This window comes from Singulisphaera sp. GP187, assembly GCF_900129635.1.
In the GTDB taxonomy this organism is placed as follows: Bacteria; Planctomycetota; Planctomycetia; order Isosphaerales; family Isosphaeraceae; genus Singulisphaera.
Map to the genome: position 1 here is coordinate 6,131,372 of NZ_FSRB01000001.1, position 20,619 is coordinate 6,151,990.

Genomic DNA, 20,619 nt, shown 5'->3' on the forward strand with positions numbered 1-20,619 from the left:
CGCGCCGGCCGTTCGGACCACGATTTCGGCCACTCGGACAACCGGGTCGTTCGTCCTCATTGGCGGGCCGTATCGTTCCCCGCGTCAGAGAGGATGATTCCCTTGGACGCCGGGAATCATCGCTGGGGACACGAACGCGAAGGAGACCCGAAACCGATGTGGATCGTAAAGCTCGCTCTGCGGCGGCCCTATACCTTCGTCGTGATGGCGCTCTTGATCGTGGTCATGAGCGTCGTGGCGGTCCGCCGCATGCCGGTGGATATCTTTCCCGAGATCGACATCCCGGTCATCACGGTCATCTGGCAATACCCGGGCACCGCCCCTTCGGAAATGGAGTCGCGGATCGTCACGGTGAGCGAGCGGGCGCTGACCACGACGGTCAACGACATCGAACACATCGAGAGCCAGTCCTTGACCGGCGTCGGCCTGATCAAGGTCTTCTTTCACCCCGGCGCCAAGATCGAGGCGGCCGTGGCTCAGGTCAACGCGATCAGCGGCACCATCCTCAAGTCGATGCCGCCGGGGATCACGCCCCCTTTGATCATTCGCTATAGCGCTTCCAACGTGCCGATCCTCCAACTCGGCCTCAGCAGTCCCGAGCTCTCCGAGCAACAACTGTTCGACCTCGGCCAGAACTTCCTCCGCACCCAACTCGCGACGGTGCAAGGTGCCCAGGTGCCGCCGCCCCTAGGGGGCCGACCTCGGCAGATCATGGTGGACCTCGACCTCAAGGCCCTGCACGCGAACGGGCTCTCGCCGACCGACATCAGCGACGCGATCAACGCCCAGAACCTGATCCTGCCGTCCGGCACCGCCAAGATGGGCGATCGGGATTACCTGGTCCGCCTGAACAGCAGCCCGGATGCAATTGCCTTGTTCAACGACTTCCCGATCAAAAAGGTCGGCGACGCCACGCTCAGGATTCAGGACGTCGCCAACGTACGGGACGGCTACGCCGTGCAGTCGAACGTGGTCGTGAAGGATGGCCGCCGCGGGAGCCTGCTGACCGTCCTGAAAGCGGGAGGGGCGTCGACCCTGGACATCGTCACCCGAATCAGGGAGGCGCTGCCGCAGGTGCTCAGCGGGCTTCCCGACTCCTTGGAGGTCGATTTTCTCTTCGACCAGTCCGTGTTCGTCCGCGCCGCGATCGAGGGGGTCGTCAAGGAGGCGGCGCTCGCGGCCGGGCTGACGGCCCTGATGATCCTGCTCTTCCTGGGAAGCTGGCGGAGCACGCTGGTGGTCGTCCTCTCGATCCCGCTCTCGATCTGCGTGGCCATCCTGGTGCTCGCTGCGCTGGGGCATTCGATCAACACGATGACGCTGGGCGGCATGGCCTTGGCCGTCGGCATCCTCGTCGACGACGCGACCGTCGAGATCGAGAATATCCACCGCAACCTCCATTTCGGAAAACCGTTGCGTCAGGCGATCCTCGACGGTGCGGAGCAGATTGCCACCCCCGCGTTCGTCGCGACCCTCGCCATTTGCATCGTCTTCCTGCCAGTCTTTTTTCTGTCGGGAGCGGCCCGATCGTTGTTCAGCCCGATGGCGACGGCGGTCGTCTCGGCGATGATGGCGTCCTACTTCCTGTCGCGTACCCTCGTGCCGACGATGGTCAATTACCTCCTCGCCGCCGAAGTCGATCGGTATCGCGATCCTCAAGGGGGCGAAGCGCCTGATGAGGGCCTGTTCTGGGTCGTGCACCGGGCCTTCAATCGGGTCTTCGAGCGCCTGCTCGCCGTTTATGCGTCGGGCCTGGCCTGGGCGCTTGGGCACCGGCCGCTGATCACGGCTGGGTTTGCCGCGGCCAGTCTCGGCACGCTCGGCCTGGTCGGCCAGCTCGGTCAGGACTTTTTTCCGAGAGTCGACGCGGGCCAGATCCGGCTCCACGTTCGCGCTCCGGCCGGCACCCGGATCGAACGGACCGAGGAGTACTTCCAGGAAGTCGAGCGCGAGGTTCGAGAAATCATTCCGGCAGGCGAGCTGGAAACGGTCTTGAGCAACATTGGGTTACCGCCCAACGGGATTAACCTGACGTTCGGTGATTCGTCGACGGTGGGGACGGCGGATGGCGAGATGCTGGTGTCGCTCAAGGAGGGCCATCAACCGACCGAGGGCTACGTCCGGAGGATCCGCGCGCGGTTGGCGCGGAATCACCCTGAATTGACCGTCTTCTTTCAGCCGGCGGATATCGTCAGCCAGATCCTCAACTTCGGCCTGGCCGCGCCGATCGACGTCCAGATCATCGGCCGCGATCAGGTGGCGAACTTGAAGGTCGCCCGGCAGGTCGAGTCGGTCCTCCGGCTCATCCCCGGGGCGGTCGACGTCCACCTGCACCAGGTTGCGGATGCCCCCGAGTTGCGGATCGACGTCGATCGGACCCGTGCGCGGCACTTCGGGCTCAGCCAACGTGACGTGGCGAGCAGCCTCCTGGTCTCGCTCAGTTCGAGTGGGCAGGTCGCCCCGAACTTCTGGCTCAATCCGAAGAACGGCGTCAGCTACCCGGTCGCCGTCCAGACGCCCCAGCATCTCGTCGACTCGATCGAGAACCTTGACAACACCCCGGTGGTGGGACCAGGGGGTGGCCGTCGACCCCAGCTTCTCGCCAATCTCGCGAACGTTTCTCGGAGCGAGGGGATGGCTGTCGTCAACCATTTCAATGTTCAGCCGGTCTTCGACGTCTTCGCCAACGTCGAGGGACGCGACCTGGGCGGCGTGGCCGGCGACCTCGAACGCGCCCTCGAGCCGATCCGGGCCAAGCTCCCCAAGGGGACGAAGGTGGTCGTCCGGGGGCAGGTCGAGAGCATGGCGACCTCGTTCCGCGGCCTGGCGTCCGGCCTCGTCTTCGCGATCCTGCTGGTTTACCTGCTGATGGTGGTGAATTTTCAGTCCTGGCTCGACCCGTTCATTATCCTGTTTGCACTGCCGGGTGCGTTGTCGGGGATCATCCTGATGCTCTATGCGACGCACACGACACTCAGCGTGCCGTCGCTGATGGGGTCGATCATGTGCATTGGCGTGGCGACGGCCAATAGCATCCTTATGGTCACGTTTGCCAATGACCGGAGGGCCGAAGGCGACACGGCCTTGGAGGCAGCCCTCGCCGCCGGCCGGACCCGCCTTCGCCCGGTCTTGATGACGGCCGCGGCGATGATCATCGGCATGGTCCCGATGGCGCTGGGCGTGGGCGAGGGGGGAGAACAAAACGCTCCGCTCGGCCGGGCCGTGATCGGCGGGCTGGCGGTCGCCACTGTTGCCACCCTGTTCCTCGTACCCGTTGTCTACAGCCTCTTGCGGCGGCAGCCGCCGCGCGTCGAGATGGAGGATACTTTGCGATGAGTGTTTCCACCATGCCCGAACTGAGCCATGACCGTCCCGCAAGTCCCAAGTTGGACCGCCGTCGTTCCAGGGCTGCTCTGCCGGCGTTCGGGCTCGCCTTCGTGGCGATGGCTGGTATCGGCATCGTCGCCGCCGGCATGATCCCCCGCCGGAGTCAGCACGCCGCGCTTGCCGAAGCCAGCCACGAGGTCCGGGCCCTGGTCGCCACGCCTCGCGTCAAAGTCGTCTCACCGATCCGAGGGGCGAAGCCCGTCAGCCTTCGACTCCCCGCGGACCTGCTCCCCGACCTGGAGAGCCCGCTTCACGCCCGGGCGGGAGGGTTCTTGAAGCAGGTTCTGGTGAAGATAGGCGACCGGGTCGAGGCAGGGCAACTCCTCGCCGAGATCGAGGCGCCCGAGATGGACCAGGAGCTCGACCGGACCCGCGCCACCGTCTTGCAGGCCACGGCCGACGAGGAGCTGGCGGTCGCACGCGGCGAGCTCGCGTCCTTGAACCTCAAGCGTGCGGAAGCCCTGTCCCGTCGCGGGGCGGCGACGGCCCAGGAGTTGGACGAGCACCGGGCCGCTCTGCAGGTCGCGACGGCGACCGTGGGCTCGGCGACCGCGACCGTCACCGCCCGCAAGGCCGAGGTCCGTCGCCTCGAAGAGCGGATTTCGTTCCGACGCGTCGTCGCCCCGTTCCCGGGGACGATCACCGCACGCGACTTCGACCCCGGGGCGCTCATCGTCTCAGAAGGTTCGGGACAGAAACCGCTGTTCCGGATCGCTCAGGACGAGACCCTCAAGGTCGTCGTGAGCGTTCCGCAAGCCCACCTCGCTTCCGTTCGCAATGGCCAGGACGTCCGGATCGTGGTCCGGGAATTTCCGGGGCGTACGTTCCTTGGCCGGGTCGCGCGCACGGCGCGTGCGGTTGACCCGGCGTCGCGGACCCTCAGGACCGAGATCGACCTGCCGAATGCCGATCGAACCCTTTATTCCGGGATGTTCGTCGAGGTCGAGTTCACGAGGGCCGTCACCGCCCCTCTGACCGTACCGGCGAACGCCGTCCTGACGGGCCCGGGAGGGGCGCGAGTGTTGGTCGTCGGACCGGAAGGCCGGGTCCGGCTGCAACCGATCGCGATCGGCCGAGACCTTGGCGGCCAGATCGAGGTTGCGGGCGGCCTCAAGGGGGACGAGCGGCTGGTCGAGAACCCGGCATCGGGATTCGCCGACGGGGCCCGTGTGGAGGTTGTCGGAAACCTGGCCGAGCGAGCCATCCCTCCCGCCAAGGACAAGTCGTAGGATATTCACCCACGGGGCAGAGCCGCAAGTTGAGATCGCCCGGCGATGCCGGGTGGTCTCCTCGGGGTTCACCAGCCGTTCGCTCCGAGAGTCCGATCTCGTCCAGGCGTTACCGAGTACGTCGCGAATTCGGGCGAGGACCATGCACCGATCCCCAACGAAGGAGACCAGGGACGATGATCCGCATCATGGCAATTGGCCTGGCATTGGCCGGAATGTCCGCCGTTCGATTCACCGCAACGGCTCGGGCTGAGGATGGTCCCTTGAAAGTGGTCGTCCACATCAACTTCTCCGAAACGGGGACTCAGGGGGCCGGGCTGCGGAGCGTGGCCAATATCCTCAAGGATGACCCTCAGGCCAAGGTTGAGGTGGTCTGCCACGCGGCGGGGATCGGCCTGGTGGAGAAAGCCCGGACCGAGCACGCCGAGGCGATCCAGGCCCTGATCAAGCAAGGGGCCACGGTCGTCGCCTGCGAGAACACGATGCGGCAGAAGTCGATCCGCAAGGAGGATCTGCTGCCGGGCGTCGGTACGGTCCCGTCGGGAGCCGTCGAGGTGGTGCGCAAGCAGCATAAGGACGGGTATGCCTATTTCAAACCCTGAGGGGCGGGCCAGTTTCGGAGCCTCGGTCCCGCGCACTTCTGCCTTCGCGGTCGTTGGCGATCCCAGGTTCGACCGTTGACATCAGCGTGCCGTTTTCTCGTCTGTGCTGACGGAAACGTCCCAAGGAGGTCGCTCGACGTTCCACGGGCTTGTCCCCTCGGGCGTTTCGCCGGTCGAGTACGTTTGCCGTATCTTGTCTTCCGGGGAACGGTTTGCTACGATCGGACGGGTTGTGGACATCTCCCTCCGGGGCAGGCGGCGTCGGCGCGCGACGCACCGGGAGGGAGTGTTTCTGGGCCTCCCCGACCCACGTTTCGGTCTCGCCTTTCGGAAGGATACGCCTGCCATGATCGATCCCCGCGTCGCCAGCGGGCTGCGGGATATTCCCCCTTCGGTGATGATTCCGCGTGAGCGGATGCTCGCCAGCTTCCGCAAGACCTTCGCCTCCTTCGGGTATCTGCCGATCGAGACCCCGCACATCGAGCGGATGGAAGTCTTGACGGGCAAAGGGGCCGGATCGGACGAGGTCCTCCGCCAGATCTTTGACGTCACCAATAAAGGGGGGACCCCGGGCGAGCTCGCCTTACGGTTCGACCTCACCGTGCCGCTGGCCCGGTTCGTGGCCAAGCATGTCAACGACCTGGGCGTCCCGTTTAAGCGGTATGCGATCGGCTCGGTCTTCCGTGGCGAACGGCCGGCCAAGGGGCGATTCCGCGAGTTCGTTCAGTGTGACTTCGACACGGTCGGGACCGAAAGCGCCTTGGCCGACGCCGAGACGGCGCAGGTGATCCACGACGCCCTGGCGGCGGCCGGGGTCGCCGAGTTCACGATCACGCTGAACAACCGCAAGATCCTCGACGGCATGCTCGACACGCTCGGCCTGGCCGACCGCACCGGTTCGGTGCTCCGCGCCCTCGACAAGCTCGCCAAGATCGGCCGCGAGAAGGTGGTCGACGAACTGCGGAAGGGCGATGCCGAGTCGACCGAACGAGGCGCCGGGCTCTCGGAAGACCAGGCCAATCGCGTCCTCGACTTCGTCGAGCAAGGACGGGGTGGGGCCGAGGTTCTGACCCAGGCGGAAGCCACCCTCGGGGCTCATCCCAGGGCGGCCGACGGGATCAAGAATCTCCGTGAGGTCCTGAGCTTGCTCGAGGCCGCCGGTGTGCCTCCCGGCCGGGTCAAGATCGACCTTGGGCTGGCTCGCGGGCTCGACTATTACACGGGGGTTGTCTTCGAGACGACGGTGAACGGCTGGGAGCGGTTCGGGAGCATTGCCTCGGGGGGGCGGTACGACAACCTCGCGAGCCTGTTCACCGACCGTCGGCTGCCGGGCGTGGGCGCCTCGATCGGACTCGACCGGCTCCTGGCCCTGATGGAAGAGGCTGGGTGGCTGAAGGGGGCCTTGACCACGGTACCGATCCTGATCGCGAACTTCCCGGGCGTCGATCCCGTGACGCCCGTTGCACTGGCAAGTCGCTTGCGGGCCGCGGGTCTGGGGGCCGAAGTCTTCCCCGAGCCGCTGCAAGTCGGTAAGCAGATGGGGTATGGCTCGGCCCGAGGTCATAAGCTGGCGGTGATCGTCGGACCTGACGAGCGGGCCGCCGAAGTGTTCAACCTGCGGAACCTCGCCACTCGCCAAGAGCAAAAGGGGATCCCCCAGGCCGACCTTGTGGCAGTGATCGCAGAGGCATTGAAGGCCATTGAGGGGACGACGTCATGAGCCGCGAACCCTCCTCGACCGCTCCCGCCGCGGAGCGTCCCATCGACACGGTCCGGGGCACGCGCGACTGGTTGCCCGGCGACCACGCCCGACTCGCCGCGCTCGAGACCTTGCTGCTCGACCGGTTCGCCCGGGCCGGTTACGAGCCGTTGAAGACCCCCGTGCTGGAGTTCACCGAGCTCCACGAGCGGAAGAGTGGCGCCGGGATCGTGGCGAAGCTGTTCGAGCTCTCGGGCACGGGGCAGCCGGGCGTCTGTCTCCGCCCTGAGCTGACGGCCGGGATCGTTCGCGCCTATACGGCTGCGGCAGAACCCCCTCCCCTGCCCTGGCGGGTCAGCCACTCCGGCCCCGTCTTCCGCTACGAGACCCCCCGTCCCGGCCGGCTCCGCGAGTTCCAGCAGGTGGGGGTCGAGAAGCTGGGAGATTCGGGACCGTTGGCCGATGGCGAGGTCATCTGGCTGGCTGACTGGGCCTTGGCCCAGGCAGGGGTCGAAGGGGCGACGATTCGCCTCGGCCACGTCGGCCTGATCCTCGAGATGCTCGAGCGGTCGGGGTTGCCGGTCCCGTTGGCGTCGGCCCTGATCGAGATGCTCAGCGAGGCCGCCGCCGACGGCCGCGACGTCCGGGCCCTGGAGCGCGGCCTGGAGCAACTCTCGGGCTGGCTACAAACCGCCGAGGCGGTGGAGATTCCCAACGCGGTCGAACGCGCGGATGACGCCGGTATCGACCGCCTGTTCCGTACCCTCGTCCCGGTGGTCACCGGCCGGCGCTCGGGGCACGAGATCGTCCACCGGCTCCGTCGCAAGTGGGACCTCGGCCATGGCCTGCTCGGCGCTCTCGAGCGAGTCCGGGCGCAGGTCCACGACCTTGCCGAATTGAAGGGGCATCCCGACGTCGTTCTGGCTCGCCTCGCCCGCGACTACGAGTCGAGCGCACCCGAGTCGGTCGCGGCCTTGCGGACCCTTGTCCGCACGCTGAGCGACTACGGCGTCTCGCTCGATCGCGTCGAGCTCGACCTCGGCTTCGGCCGCGGCATTGGCTTCTACTCCCAGATGATCTTCGAGCTGCTCGTGCCCACGCCCGACGGGAAAGTCGAAGTCTGTGGAGGGGGGCGGTACGACGGCCTGGCGCGCGTGCTGGGCAGCGACCGCGACGACCGCGGAGTCGGATTCGCCTTCGGCCTGGAACGGCTGGCGCAAGTCCTCGACGCCCAGGGACGCGCCACCGCGGCGATCGCGCCGAGCGGGGTCCTGGTCGTCGCTTCCACGACCGAGGCGCACCCGGCCGCGGTCCGGCTCGCGACCTTGCTCCGCAACGAGCAAGGCCGCGCTGTCCTGTCGATTGACCGCGGACTCGACGAGGCGACCGCGCTGGCGAAATCGCTCGGCCTGGCCTCGATCGTCGAGGTCACGGGTTCACTCGAGACGCCGAAGGGCATCACCGTGCACGACCTGGCGAACTCCACCCGGGCTGTGAGTTCCGTTTCTGATCTCGTCCGTATGGCCCGCGCCGAGGCCGAGGGCCGCCGCCGATGACCACGCCGACCATTGATCCGATCCGCCTGGCCGTCCCCTCCAAGGGGCACCTGTACGAGGGGGTCGTCGAGATCCTCAAAACGGCCGGCTACAAAGTCCGCCGCGCCAGTGATCGCCAATATGAGGCGACGATCGCGGGCCACCCGCGGTTCCACGTCGTCTTCATGCGCCCGACCGACATCGTGACCCAGGTCGAAGAGGGCCGCTGCCACCTTGGGGTGACCGGCATGGACCTCTTCGCCGAGCGCGCGGCCGAGTCGGCGAAGACCACCGTGGTCGTGCCCGACCTCGGCTACGGCGGCTGCCGCCTGGTCGTCGCCGTCCCCGAGAGCTGGATCGATGTGTCGCACATCATTGATCTTGTGGATTTGACCGCTGAGTTCAAGGCGAGCGGCAAGACCTTCCGGGTCTCGACCAAGTACTCGGCCTTGACCCAAGCCTACTTCCGCAAGTGGGGCATTTATTACTACCAGTTGATCGACTCCGACGGGGCGCTCGAGCTGCACCCAAGCCTCGGGATCGCCGACGTGATCGTCGACCTGACCAGCTCGGGAACGACGCTCAAGGACAATCGACTCCGCGAGATCGAAGGGGGGACCGTCCTCGACTCGGCCTCGTGCCTGATCGGCCACGCTCCCGGCCTGGCCGCGCTGGCCGCCGAGGGCGAGACCGGGCCATTGGCGCTCCTACTCGACGCGATGGACGGCGTCCGCGCCTCGGAGGGCTGGCTCCACCTGGAAGTGGTGGGCAGCCCCGCCGCCCCCGGCCCGGAGACCGCCGCCACGGTGGCCGCCTACCTGCGCGACCAGGGCGCCCAGCACATCGCCCGCGGCGAAGTCTGGGACGACCAAAGCGCCCCCGGCTGGCGCGTCACGGCCCTGGTGGCCGCCAAACGCCTGACCGCCTGTCAGCGCCGACTCTTCGAGCTTGGCGCCAACCGCGTCGTCGGCCTCCCCACCCGGTTCGTCTTCGATCGCGATGGACACTCCACGTTCGATAGCCTCAAGGCGCGGCTCTTGGAACTTGGCGAGCGGGCCGGCTATTGATGGTTATGTGAAGTTGTCTCGGTGTTTTGCAACTCCGAAGCGGCGACCGTCAACCGCGTAGGCACGCTCTGACGGTCGCCGCTTCGGAGCCGAAAGCAAGAGACACGTGAACTTGTCAGGGCCGGTTGGGAAGGTTACGGCGAGACGGTGCCAATGCCGCTTGTTTCGAATTCCTTGGCTCGTATGCAATGCATGGGTGAACCGATTTAGGATCAGTGATCCGTCTGGGAGCGGTACTCTTCCGGCAGATGCTGCGTCAGATCCATACTGTCGTGCAGTACGCGACCGATCTCCAGACAGCCGTCGGCGGTCAAGCGGGCGAGCAAGAAGTGTCGCGGCTTCCGGACGCGGCCCTGGGCCCTGGGAACGTGATCGCGGCTATTGAGGAGATGGTAGACTAGCGCGCCCGCGGCGAGTTCCGGACGGGACTGACATCCCGGTCGCCGGATGTCGGCGGCCACGTCGAGGATGGCGCGGACGAGAAGCGCCTCGTAGCGGAGGCGCCCTTGTTCGCCGAAATGCTCGTGGCTCCAGGCGAGGATCGCCTCCAAATCCTGTTCGGCGAGCGGGGATAGACGATAGCTACCCATGCGTCATTCCGCGGAAGGGCTCGAACTCGTCTTCGCGGCCCGACGGCCGATCCGTCCGATGGCGTCCGCGAGTTGCTCGTCTCCTGATAGCGCAAGACCCCGCCCTTGGTCGAGGGCTGCGAAGCCCTCGGTCGCGAGTTTCTTGAGGAGGATCAACTTCTGCTCCTCGGTCTGGGAACGTTGCTCCAAGAGTCGCAGGCCCGCCCGCAGTACCTCGCTGGCGTTCTTGTACTTCCCGGCTTCCACCTGCTCTTCGACGAATTGGTCGAAGTGGTCCGTGAGATTGATATTCCGCGTTGGCATCGGCGCTTCCTCCGTTGGCTACTCCTCGCCAGAATAGCACGAATGGCAATTTTTGCCAACTTCGATTTGGCCGCTGACTGACCTTCCCCTCTTCCTTCGGGCCTCGGGAATCGCCCCGTCGCTCCCAGTCGAGGAGTTGCTGGAATTTTTGCGGCTGGCTCTGAACCGCCTATCGGATGATGCCTGACCGAACGCCGCGGGCTTGAATTGGGAAGTGCGAGCGGAAGCTCACACGGAACCCATCCGCGTTGGCACTTGACAATCGCACTTTGTGTCGCAAAGCTGAGTTTGCTTTGCGGTGCAAAGTGTCTAAGTCGGTCATCATTTCGCTCCCCGAACAAGGACTTGCGCATGAAGTCCCCGTGGATTCCCCGCGCGCTGCGGATCGCTCCTGCTCTGGCGTCCGCGATTCGACCTGGGCCGCCTCGTCCGAAGTCGGCCCTTCTGATCAACCCGTTCTATCCCAAGGATCCGCACGCGAGCTACGGTAAGCATGTCCTCACGCCTTCGCTTGCGCTCACCAGTATCGCCGGGGCGACTCCTGCCGACTGGGAGGTCACCTACTGGGACGAGAATCTGCTCCAAGGGCCGCCCCCCTGGGAGCCGTTCCCGGAGGTGGTCGGGATCACTGTCCATTTGACGTTCGCCGACCGTGCCTATGCGCTGGCGGCCTGGTATCGCGAGCGGGGTGCGAAGGTGATCCTCGGCGGGCTTCACGTCCTGTCGTGCCCCGAGGAGACCGCGCCCCACGCCGACGCCTTGGCGATCGGCGAGGGCGTGCAAGTCTGGCCGGAGATCCTCCGCGATATTGAGGCGGGGACGCTCAAGGAGGTCTACCGCGGGAGCTACCGCCGTCCCTACCGCGACGATCCGCCGCCCCGTCGCGACTTGATCCCTCGGCGTGGCTTCCTGACCACCACGAGCCTGATCGCCACGCGGGGCTGTCACAACCGCTGCGGCTTTTGCTACCTGGCGACCGACGGCCTGACGATGCCGTATCAGGTCCGGGACGTGCGGCAAGTTGTGGATGAGTTCCTGAAGGACGGTCAGCCCTATGCGGTCTTCATCGACAATAACCTCGGCTCCCGTCCCGAGTACTTGCGGAGTCTTTGTCTCGCCCTCCGGCCGCTGGGCCTGATCTGGAGCGCGGCCGTGACGATCGACGTGACCGACGATCCGTCCCTGGTCCGCGCGATGGCGCTGGCGGGCTGCACGGGCGTCTTCGTCGGCTTCGAGTCGCTCGCCGCTGAGAACCTCGCCGAGGCGGGCAAGAAGACCCCGAGCCCGGCGGATTATGCGCGGCGGGTGGCGGTGCTCCACGACCACGGCATCCAGGTCAACGGCAGCTTCGTCCTGGGCTTCGACCATGACCGCAAGGATGTGTTCGAGAGGACCGTCGCCTGGATCGAGGGGGCGCGTCTGGAGTGCGCCACGTTCCACATCCTCACGCCTTATCCGGGAACGCCACTCTTCCGCTCGATGGAGGCGGAGGGGCGGCTGCTCCACAAGGACTGGAGCCGCTACGACACGGCGCACGCCGTCTTCCGGCCCAGGCAGATGACGCCGGAGGAACTGGAGGAGGGCTATGCCTGGTGTTACGAACACCTGTTCTCGCATGGTTCGATCTGGCGGCGCAGGCCGCGGGATTGGCGGGCCGTACCCCCTTACCTGGCGATGTCCTACCTCTACAAGCGATCGAATCGGCTCTGGCACCTGCTGATCCGCCATCGGTTGACGGGGGCGGTCTGGCACCCGCTCGTGGAAGCGACGCGACGGAGGCACTTACGGTTCCGTCGTCGGCTGGAGCAGCGAACCGGCACCGGGGATTGCCCGATGGCGGGGACGGTCGTCTCCGCCGGAGTTTGAACGAGGGGTCGGGTCGATTTCCGATCGGCATCAAGCATTTGGATTTGCTGATGTTGCTCAAGCGATTGCGCCGAAGGTCCGTTCGTAATCGGGCTCGAGCGGCATCCGTGGTTTCAGGGGATTGGGGCGTTTCTTCGCCTTTCGAGCGGTCGTCAACGTGCCGCATTCGAAGCTCGAGAAGAATTTGTATTTCTTTCCGAGTTTGGTCAAATCGTGGAATGTAAGCACGCGCCGATCCTTGAAGGCGTCGCGATAACGCATCCACAACAAGGCGGCGGCCGTGGAGTCCGACCGGCTGCTGTGGGTTGGGGTGAAGGCGATATTGTCGGTCTTGCACGCGTCATCAAGGCCACATGCCTTGAGGCCGAGCAAGGGACGTGAGTGCATGGTGCAGAGGTGGGGGAGTTCCTGGAAGAGGCCGAGTCGATCCAGCTCGAACCGGAGAAATCGCAGGTCGAAATAGACGTTGTGGGCCGCAAGCACACAGCCCGAAAGGGCACGGAGGAGGTCGTGCGCCACGTCCTCGAACCGAGGAGCGTCGACCACCGCTTGATCGGTGATGCCGTGGACCTCGGTGGCCGCCATCCGCCGATCAGGGTTGATCAAGGTGTCGAACATCAGTCGCGGCGATGAGCCAGGGTCGACGCGAACGACGGACACCTCGACCACGCGATCGAACCCGGGAGTCAACCCGGTCGTCTCAAAGTCGAGAACGGCGATTGGGGTCTCGCTGATGCTTTGGGGAAGGACACCACTCAATTGACCAGACATGAAAAGAGCTCGAATGAAGGATGCGCTCGCCAATCAAGGCGAGCGTAGGTTCCTGTTTGTTGCGAATGCATTTCACGAGAATGTGGACCAGCATACAGAGAGCTCACGCTCCCCGCTCGCCGTTCTGGGGGGCGTGAGCATCTTGGGCTTTGTTGGGGATCAGGGCCTGGAAACCCGGGAGCGTGTGAAGGGGTTTCAGGTCCGGGTCGGCGGCGGCCCTGGTGGGGGAGAAACCGGCTTCGAGCGCGCGGCCCAGGAGGGCGAGCGCGCGGTCGGTGAGCCGGGGATCGGCGGTGGTCTCGGAGAGAATCGCCAGGGCGCAGGCTCCGTTGTAGAGGTGGTTGGCCGTGGGCGCCTGGACCAGGAGAGTGACGTCTTCGAGGGCGCTCGGGTGGCCCAGTCGCGCACGGAGCAGGGCGCGAAGCTGGAGGGCGTCACCCAGGCTCGAGTCAATTTTGAAGGCTTGGTCGACGTAGTCCAACGCCTTGGGCCGGTCGTTCTCGTCGACGAGCCGGGCCATCACGTAAAGGGCGCGGGCGTTACGAGGGTTGCGTGCCAGGACGTGGTCGAGGTCTGCACGGCTGCCCGTGGGGTCGGCCTTGAGTCGGAGCACTGCCCGCGCGACCCGAAAGGCCTCGTTCTCGGGGGCGGCCTTGAGCAGGCGAGCGTACAATTGCTCGGCCTCGTCGCGACGGCCGAGTCGGGCGAGGACTTCGCCCCACGCCGCCAGGACGTTCGGCTCCTTGCGACCCAGGTAGATCGCCCGGTTCAGGTCGGCTTCCGCGTTCGGCAGGTCGTTGAGCTCGAGCCGGGTCAACGCGCGGTTGACCAGCGCTTCGGTGAATTGGGGGTTATGTTCCAGGGCCTGGTTGTAGAGGTTCAGGGCCTCGCCGAGCCTCCCCGCGCAGGCCAATGCCAGACCTTGGTTCATGTAGGGCCAGGCGAACTCGGGCTCGAGTGCGGTGCAGACGGCGAAGTTGCCGGAGGCTTCGAGGTATCGCCCTTGATTGAAGCGGCAATAGCCCAGGCCGAACCAGGCCCAGAACCGGCGTTTGTCCAACTCGACCGCGCGAAGCAAGGCGACTTCGGCCCGCTCCCACTCACTCTTGACCAGCAGTGACGTGCCCAGCAGCGCGAAGTCTCGACTGGTCCGCGGCGGGGTTTGGGCTTCGTTCGCGCGGTCTTTGCGAGCCCGGTCCGCCAGGCCGAGCGCGGCGAGGTAGCGGGCGCGGTCGCCGTACAGAGCCGGCGTGGGACGCGGATCGATCCGCTCGGCGCGGTCGAGCCATTGGACCGCCCACTCGAGCGCTTGACGTTGATCGCCCTCGGACCCTGCTTTGTTCGCCAGGTAGGTTTTGGCCCTCGCTTCGAGCAGGATCAGCTCCACGATCTGCTCGCGGAACAGCGCTTGCTCGTTGGACGTGAGCCAGCGGGTCCAGTTCCCTTGCCGGGTCTCGTCCCAGAGCCCTGCCCCTTCGTGGTCGAGGGCGTTTTGCGCGATCGTGATCCCTTTGTCGAGGTGCTCGATCGGCCCGCTGGTGGTGTTCAAGCGAAGCTGGCATTCGCTGAACTCCGACTGGAAGGTGCGGAACTTGAGCCGGGCCGAGACGCCTTGCAGGCTATTCGAGAGGAGCGAGATCATTCCGCCCGCCCCACAGAGGAGGACGAGGGCGAGCAACGCGATCGAGGTCGAGCTGGTGGTGCTCGGATGGCGGCGGATCCACTTGGCGGCGCGTTCGCGAAGGCTGGGCTCGGGCGCGTATTTCAGCGGGAGGTCGTCGAGGAAGCGGCGGAGGTCCTCGCCGAGGTCGCGTGCCCGGGCATGCCGCCGGCTCGGGTCGGGATCGAGCGACTTGGCGACGATTGAGTCGAGGCTCCAGGGCACTTGCGGGCAGACCACACGGAGCGACGGAACGCGTCGGCGCTGGGCGATCATCAACTGGATGATCTCATGGAGCGGGAGTGTACTGGGCGGCTCGGGGAAGGGAACTTCGCCCGCGATCATCTCGAAGAGGATCAAGGTGAGGGCGTAGAGGTCCGCCGGTACGCCGACCGCTTCGGGCGGGGTGGCTCCGTTGGGGTGGAAGGCGTCCAGATGCTCGGGAGCCATGAACACGAGCGTACCGCCGAGCGTCGTCGTTTTGGCTCCCTCTTCGGTGCTGCTCAGCCTGCGCAGGGCCGCGAGGTTGAAGTCGAGGAGCATCGGCGTGCCGTCGTCCGTGATCAAGATGTTCGACGGCTTCAGGTCGCGGTGGAGCAATCCCTTCGAATGTGCATGATCGAGCCCTTCGGCCAGCCGGGCGACGATCCAGACCGCGGCCTGAATGTGGTTCGCCTCGCGGAGGAATTGCCGCGACGGTTGGTCGATTTCGCGTTCGTCATGCGCCGAATCTTCGACGAGCGTCGGCCGGCTTCGACCCGAGATCCGGGTCCAGAGCGATTGGATCGTGCCGAGTGACCGGCCCGAGTCGGTCGTGATTGAGCCGGTCAGGAAGGAGGTCGGCGGCGGTTCCGACCCTGGGATCGCTTCGGTCGCGAGTCGCGTGACCGCGTGGGGCGAAACCTGCGCCGGGAGTGAGGAGAACGAGCGGAACGATCGAACCGCCCGGGTCGATCGGCTCAGGCCCGAGGTCGACTGCATGCGCTGACTGACGGCGTCGAGCGCATCCACGAGGCTGCGTCCGTTCGCCTGGGCGGTCCGCTTCGTCTCGACGGCCTCGAGCACCTGCGCGAGATTGGCCCCGCCCAGGTAGGGCATGCACATCATTCGAAGGCCCGTTTCCGGGTCGTCGTGGACCGAGTGGATCGGGACGATGTGACTGTGCTGGAGCCGCGCCAGGATCTCCGGTTCGTCGCCCACGGCCCGCGAGATCTTCAGGGCCACGAGGCGGTTGCCCAGGCTCTCCTGTCTGGCGAGATAGACCCGTGCGAACGTCCCCCGGCCCAGTTCCCCCACGATCAGAAAGCCCCCCATGTGCTCACCCGGCTTGGGGAGCACCAACGGACGTGCGACCTCCCGCGGGAGCGATGGGACCTTCAGTCCGGCGTCGGCTTCGATCGGCCCGTCCGAATCGTCGATGCCTTCGTTGAGTGTGAAGCCGCCGATGAGCGCGGCATCGGTCGCGGACCGAGCGCCGAGAAATGCCGAGAGGCGGTCGGGCTTGCGGTTGAAGGAGCGGTCGAGTGGCGACGGCCCGGTGAACTCGCGAAGGAGTGAATCGTACTCGGCCCCCTCCCCTGGTGTCGGATCGGACGGGTTCCAGTCGTCATGGAAGTTCAAGTCGTGGGAGAACCCCTTTGAGGTCTTGGATTCGTCCGACCGATCCGAGTTGGGGGTGGGAATGTTCATCGCTTCCCTTGCCTTGAGGCGGATAATTCCTGGTGTCGAACGGATCGCGGCGAAGCGGTCGGGCGGTTGTGACGCTGGCATCGCGTTGTTTGCGTGAAGCGACTGGCTTCTCGACCTACCTTGTCCTGAGGATATCCATCCTATCTAATTAGCTATAGACTGAGACGGAGGATTTGTCCAAATCGGAGACGCGCCGACCCTGGGTGTCGGTTCGAGACCACACTTCGCGATCAAATGGATGGCGCGAATTCGCCGCGATGAAAGTCATGATCTAGGTTCTTAGGGGGGGTGCGCGAATCGGCGGGCATCCACTCGATCGAGACGCCATGGATGTACGGGACACGTTCAATGCCCGCGACAATGACCGGAACCAGGACCAACGACTCGTTTGACGCGACCGAGTTCCGCCAGTTGGCGGCTCGGCTCGCCCACGAGTTTAGCGCTCCGATCGGCCTGCTCGATCCCGGCGTGGGAGATTGGTGCGTGCTCGAGCGGGCCGATGCCGGGCGGTTCCCGCGGCCCGATCGCGACCTGATCGCCGCGCTGGTGGCGAATGGTTTCGGGCCAGGACGCGCAGTGGTCTGGCAGTCCGATCGTGAATCCGAACCGCTCTGGCTCGCCCTGCCGGTGGCTCGGTCCGAAGGGGGCGACCTGATCGCGTTGGCCGGTTTCGCGTCCTCGGTCGCGCAACACGACGCGGTCTCCTGGGGGCCGGTCTGCCCGCCGCAGGCGCTTCGGGCCTGGGGACAGGTCGTGGCCGACCAACTCCGCGGCGAAGTCGCTTCCAAGGCGCTCGCGGGAGGAAACACACGCACCGAGGGGGGTGAACGTCAGCTGATCGCCCGTTTGATCCGCCGGCTCAAGATCTCCGATCCGCCGGAGCGGTTCCAGAACCTGGCGCTCAGTGCGTTGCGCGGGGCGATGGGCGTCGAGGCGGTGGCCTGGGTCCCCTGCCAGCACCACGAGCCCGTGATGCTCAATGGCGAGGTGGCCGGCTTGAGTGCCAGCGACTGTCACGGCCTGATCTCTCGATCCAAGAACGAACTGGTCCAGGTCGACAATCAGCCGTCCGGGTTCCCCGCGCTCGCGCTCCGGAGGCTTGCCGCGGTCGCCGCCGACAGCCAGGGGCTGACCGGCTGGCTGGTGGCCCTCAACCCGCTCGACGGGCGTCCGTTCACCGCGGCCGAGGTGGAGATCCTCCAGCCCGTCGCCTCATTGATCGCCACCCAGCAAACCAATGCACGGCTCTATGCCGACCTGAAAGAGCTTCTCTTCGGAGTGATCCGCGCCTTGACCTCGGCCATCGACGCCAAGGACCCGTATACCTCGGGTCACTCCGAGCGGGTGGCGCGGATCGCGGTGCGGCTGGCCGAGGAACTCGGCATGACCGCCAATCAGCGGAGTGACCTCTATCTGATGGGGCTCTTGCACGACGTGGGTAAGATCGGCATTGATGACAGCGTTCTCAAGAAGACCGGACCGCTCACCCCCGACGAATACCGGCTCATCCAGTCGCACGTCGAGATCGGGGTCCACATCCTCTCCGACCTCAAGAAGCTGCTCCACCTGTTGCCGGGGATCAAGCACCACCACGAGAGCCTCGACGGCAACGGCTACCCCTCACGCCTCGCCGGTGACGCGATCCCGCTGGAAGCGCGGATCCTTGCCGTGGCCGACTCGTTCGACGCCATGTCGAGCACCCGCCCCTATCGCAAGCGGCTGACCCCGATGCAGATCGACGAGATCCTCAAAAAAGGGTCGGGCGTTCAGTGGGACCCCAACGTGATCGACGCCCTCTATGCCTGTCGCGCCGATGTCGAGCACATCCGCCAGAAGGGACTCGGCGAGAGCCTGAAAGTGGTCGTCAACGACACCCTCGGCCGTCCTTGATGCAGACGCGATCAAGCAAGCGGCCCGGCCTCCTTCTGCAGGAAGCCGGGCTTCGCGTGGATTGGCAACCGCGGCGTACTTTTACTTGATCGGGCTATAGTCGGTGGGGTCGAGATAGATCGATTCCACCTTCTTGATGATCTTGCCGGCCTTTTCGCTCTCGTCGCGGGCCTTGTGCCACTCGGGGTCGGCCTGGAATGCCTTCCACGACGCGGCGGCGGCCTCGCGGCTGGGGAACGAGATCAGGTAGACGAGCGTGTCTTCCTTCCCCTTCTCCTTATCCTGCGGGGTCCAGAAGCCGACGATCGTGATGCCGTGCTTCTTGAACAGGCGGTTGGTGTGGTCGCGGAACCGGGCGTTGAGGGTATTGAGCTTGCCCTCGTTGGTGTAATACGTCCGGAGTTCGAAGACCTTGGCCGGCCCCGTGTCGCAGCAATCGCACTCCTCCTCCGTCGCCCCCTTCACGGTCTTGTCTTTCTCTGCCTTCGGCTCGGCCGCGAACCCCGAGGCGGCCGTGGCGGCCAGCAACAGACCCAACGTCAAGGCACGAATCATCGAGGCTCTCCCTGTTGAGGAATGGAAACGCATCGTCCGGTTATAGCCCGGCGGTCGGCCTGACTCAAGCCCGAGGCCGCTGGCCCCTTGGTGCAGGCCGCGACTTCCTGGCTTTCAGCGTTTCAATTCCTTCAACAGAGTCATGACCTCGTCAAGCTTGCGTTCGATCGCGTTGATCCGTTGCTCGAGGGCCGGTGCGTCCTTCGCCTCGACGGGGGAGGATGGCCGACTCGCGACGGAACCGGGTTGCACGAATGGTGGCGTCGAGACAGTGGATTGCGGACGACTCAAAAGCTTCGCCAATTCGCGTTGCTTCTGCCTGAGTTCCTTGCTTTTCTCGAGGTAGGTTTCGCGGAGCTTCAAGCTGCTCTCGCGTTGTTGCTTGTCCATCTCACGCAATCGTACTCTTGCTGGGTCGTCTTCACCGGCCCCACCTCGACCGCCAAATCTACCGCCTCCGAGACCGCCGTCAAAAGATCGAATGGCCGATGCTCGTTGGGAAAGGCTGTTTTTTATGCCCGTAAGCTCGCTTGACAGGAGTTCGATATCGAGTTGAAGCGCATCAATGCGGTCGTTTCGTTCCTCGTCATTCCCGTTCGAGTCTTCTTTGACGGACGGTGCCGCCTTGTCCGTCTCAGGCTTGTCTCTTGCTTCCTGTACCTTCGCTCCTTCTCGATCGGCGGACTGCGCACCCTGTGGTTCAGGGGCCGTGGCTTGCCGCGCCAGCACGCCCGCACCCGTCGCCAGAGCGGCGATTGCCGTTGTTGTTGTAAATAAAATGCGTATATTTGTGAATAACATGGTTTTGAGCACTCCTTGGGTTAGCTTGATGACACTGGCAGAGACCACCCCGGCGGCCCCTGCTTGACCTGCCGCGAACCGGATCGCGGCCTTGGCTGTGGCCTCGGCGATCGCGGCCGGCACCGCGGTCGCGATGGAATCACCGCACCACGCCCCAACCACCACGGCGGGCGCGACGCCTCGGCGGATCAACCGCGATCGCAATTTCTCACGACCACGGCTCAGCCGACTCTTGACCGTACCCGTCGCACAGCCCAACTGGCGTGCGGCTTCCTCCTGGCCCAGGCCCTGCAAGTCGCAGAGGATCACTGCGGCTCGGTATTTCTCCGGCAAGCGGCCGATCTCCTCGTCGAGGATGGCGGGGAGGTCGTGCTCCTGCGTTTGGGGAGCCAACACGGCCAGCGACTCGACGCCGTCGCTCTCACGAGCCGATCGCCGTACGGCGGTCCGCTTCGCCCTGAGCGCCACGCGGCGGCTGACTCCGTAAAGCCAGCGGCCGAGCGAATCTCGGGCCTCGACCGATTCCGCCTTGCGGACCAGGATCAGGAACGTCGCCTGGAACGCGTCGGCGACGTCGTGGGGGTCGTTCAACGCACGTCGACAGACTCCCATCACCATCGAGCCGTGCCGCGCCACCAGGCCGGCGAACGCCGTCTCCGCCGAACCTGGGTCGGGCCCCGACCGAAACCGATCGAGCAGTTGCGCGTCGGTCAGTCCGTGGATGGTCCCCAGGCTGAAGAGCGTCTGGACGTCGCGGAGAACGGCGGGTGACTCGCTCTTAGCCATGACCCCCTCCTCAATTGTCGGATGAGCCCGGCCCACCATGCTTTACGCCTTGAGGGTGAAAACCGGTGGGCCGTGCCCACCGTACAAGAGGGCACGACACCACAGGCTTCTCTCTTCACCATGCACGGGGCCGCGGGTTCGTTCCAACTTTTTTTTTCAACGACCCGCCAGAGAGCGAGGAAATCCCCT

General features: G+C 65.5%; 14 protein-coding genes. 8 read left to right on the forward strand and 6 right to left on the reverse strand.

What is annotated here, in order from left to right; genetic code table 11:
- The first annotated feature begins 156 nt into the window (after positions 1-156).
- The 6 genes from BUS42_RS24090 to hisG all read left to right on the forward strand — a co-directional run bounded on the left by BUS42_RS24090 (position 157) and on the right by hisG (position 9,519).
- Positions 157-3,336: an efflux RND transporter permease subunit gene (locus tag BUS42_RS24090; protein WP_074310375.1), complete on the forward strand. Its 3,180-nt coding sequence runs from the start codon at positions 157-159 to the stop codon at positions 3,334-3,336.
- Positions 3,333-4,616: an efflux RND transporter periplasmic adaptor subunit gene (locus tag BUS42_RS24095; protein ID WP_083670472.1), complete on the forward strand. Its 1,284-nt coding sequence runs from the start codon at positions 3,333-3,335 to the stop codon at positions 4,614-4,616. Before BUS42_RS24090 ends, BUS42_RS24095 begins: the two co-directional genes overlap by 4 nt.
- Before the next feature lie 176 nt (positions 4,617-4,792).
- On the forward strand, positions 4,793-5,218 hold the full coding sequence (locus tag BUS42_RS24100; protein ID WP_083670474.1) for a DsrE family protein: 426 nt from the start codon (positions 4,793-4,795) through the stop codon (positions 5,216-5,218).
- Between the two features lie 346 nt (positions 5,219-5,564).
- Entirely contained in the window at positions 5,565-6,938 is a 1,374-nt protein-coding gene (gene hisS / locus BUS42_RS24105; protein WP_074310377.1) for a histidine--tRNA ligase, read from the forward strand.
- A complete protein-coding gene (locus tag BUS42_RS24110; RefSeq protein ID WP_074310379.1) occupies positions 6,935-8,473 on the forward strand; it encodes a histidine--tRNA ligase in 1,539 nt (512 codons plus the stop codon). Before hisS ends, BUS42_RS24110 begins: the two co-directional genes overlap by 4 nt.
- Positions 8,470-9,519 (forward strand): ATP phosphoribosyltransferase, encoded by a 1,050-nt coding sequence (gene hisG, locus BUS42_RS24115; protein WP_074310381.1) that lies wholly within the window; start codon positions 8,470-8,472, stop codon positions 9,517-9,519. Before BUS42_RS24110 ends, hisG begins: the two co-directional genes overlap by 4 nt.
- A gap of 212 nt (positions 9,520-9,731) precedes the next feature.
- On the opposite strand, the gene BUS42_RS24120 is transcribed toward hisG, so the two are convergent.
- Entirely contained in the window at positions 9,732-10,109 is a 378-nt protein-coding gene (locus BUS42_RS24120) for a type II toxin-antitoxin system RelE/ParE family toxin (protein ID WP_074310383.1), read from the reverse strand.
- 3 nt (positions 10,110-10,112) lie between these two features.
- Complete coding sequence (locus tag BUS42_RS24125) at positions 10,113-10,412, reverse strand: type II toxin-antitoxin system ParD family antitoxin (protein WP_074310385.1); 300 nt, start codon at positions 10,410-10,412, stop codon at positions 10,113-10,115.
- Positions 10,413-10,763: 351 nt separating this feature from the next.
- Here BUS42_RS24125 and BUS42_RS24130 point away from each other — a divergent pair, with 351 nt between their 5' ends.
- Complete coding sequence (locus tag BUS42_RS24130; RefSeq protein ID WP_074310387.1) at positions 10,764-12,278, forward strand: B12-binding domain-containing radical SAM protein; 1,515 nt, start codon at positions 10,764-10,766, stop codon at positions 12,276-12,278.
- Positions 12,279-12,335: 57 nt separating this feature from the next.
- On the opposite strand, the gene BUS42_RS24135 is transcribed toward BUS42_RS24130, so the two are convergent.
- Positions 12,336-13,049: a 3'-5' exonuclease gene (locus BUS42_RS24135; protein WP_074310389.1), complete on the reverse strand. Its 714-nt coding sequence runs from the start codon at positions 13,047-13,049 to the stop codon at positions 12,336-12,338.
- Positions 13,050-13,152: 103 nt separating this feature from the next.
- Positions 13,153-16,398 carry a serine/threonine-protein kinase gene (locus BUS42_RS24140; RefSeq protein WP_074310391.1) on the reverse strand — a complete coding sequence of 1,082 codons (3,246 nt, stop codon included), beginning with the start codon at positions 16,396-16,398 and terminating at the stop codon, positions 13,153-13,155.
- Positions 16,399-16,746: 348 nt separating this feature from the next.
- On the opposite strand from BUS42_RS24140, the gene BUS42_RS24145 reads away from it, so the two are divergent.
- The gene (locus BUS42_RS24145) at positions 16,747-18,288 is read left to right on the forward strand and encodes an HD-GYP domain-containing protein (protein WP_074310393.1); all 1,542 of its coding nucleotides are present in this window, start codon (positions 16,747-16,749) and stop codon (positions 18,286-18,288) included.
- A gap of 81 nt (positions 18,289-18,369) precedes the next feature.
- Here BUS42_RS24145 and BUS42_RS24150 read toward each other — a convergent pair whose 3' ends face one another.
- Together BUS42_RS24150 and BUS42_RS24155 are read right to left on the reverse strand one after the other, a co-directional pair.
- Positions 18,370-18,843: an NIPSNAP family protein gene (locus BUS42_RS24150; protein WP_074310395.1), complete on the reverse strand. Its 474-nt coding sequence runs from the start codon at positions 18,841-18,843 to the stop codon at positions 18,370-18,372.
- A gap of 114 nt (positions 18,844-18,957) precedes the next feature.
- On the reverse strand, positions 18,958-20,430 hold the full coding sequence (locus BUS42_RS24155; RefSeq protein WP_074310397.1) for an RNA polymerase sigma factor: 1,473 nt from the start codon (positions 20,428-20,430) through the stop codon (positions 18,958-18,960).
- Positions 20,431-20,619: the final 189 nt, after the last annotated feature.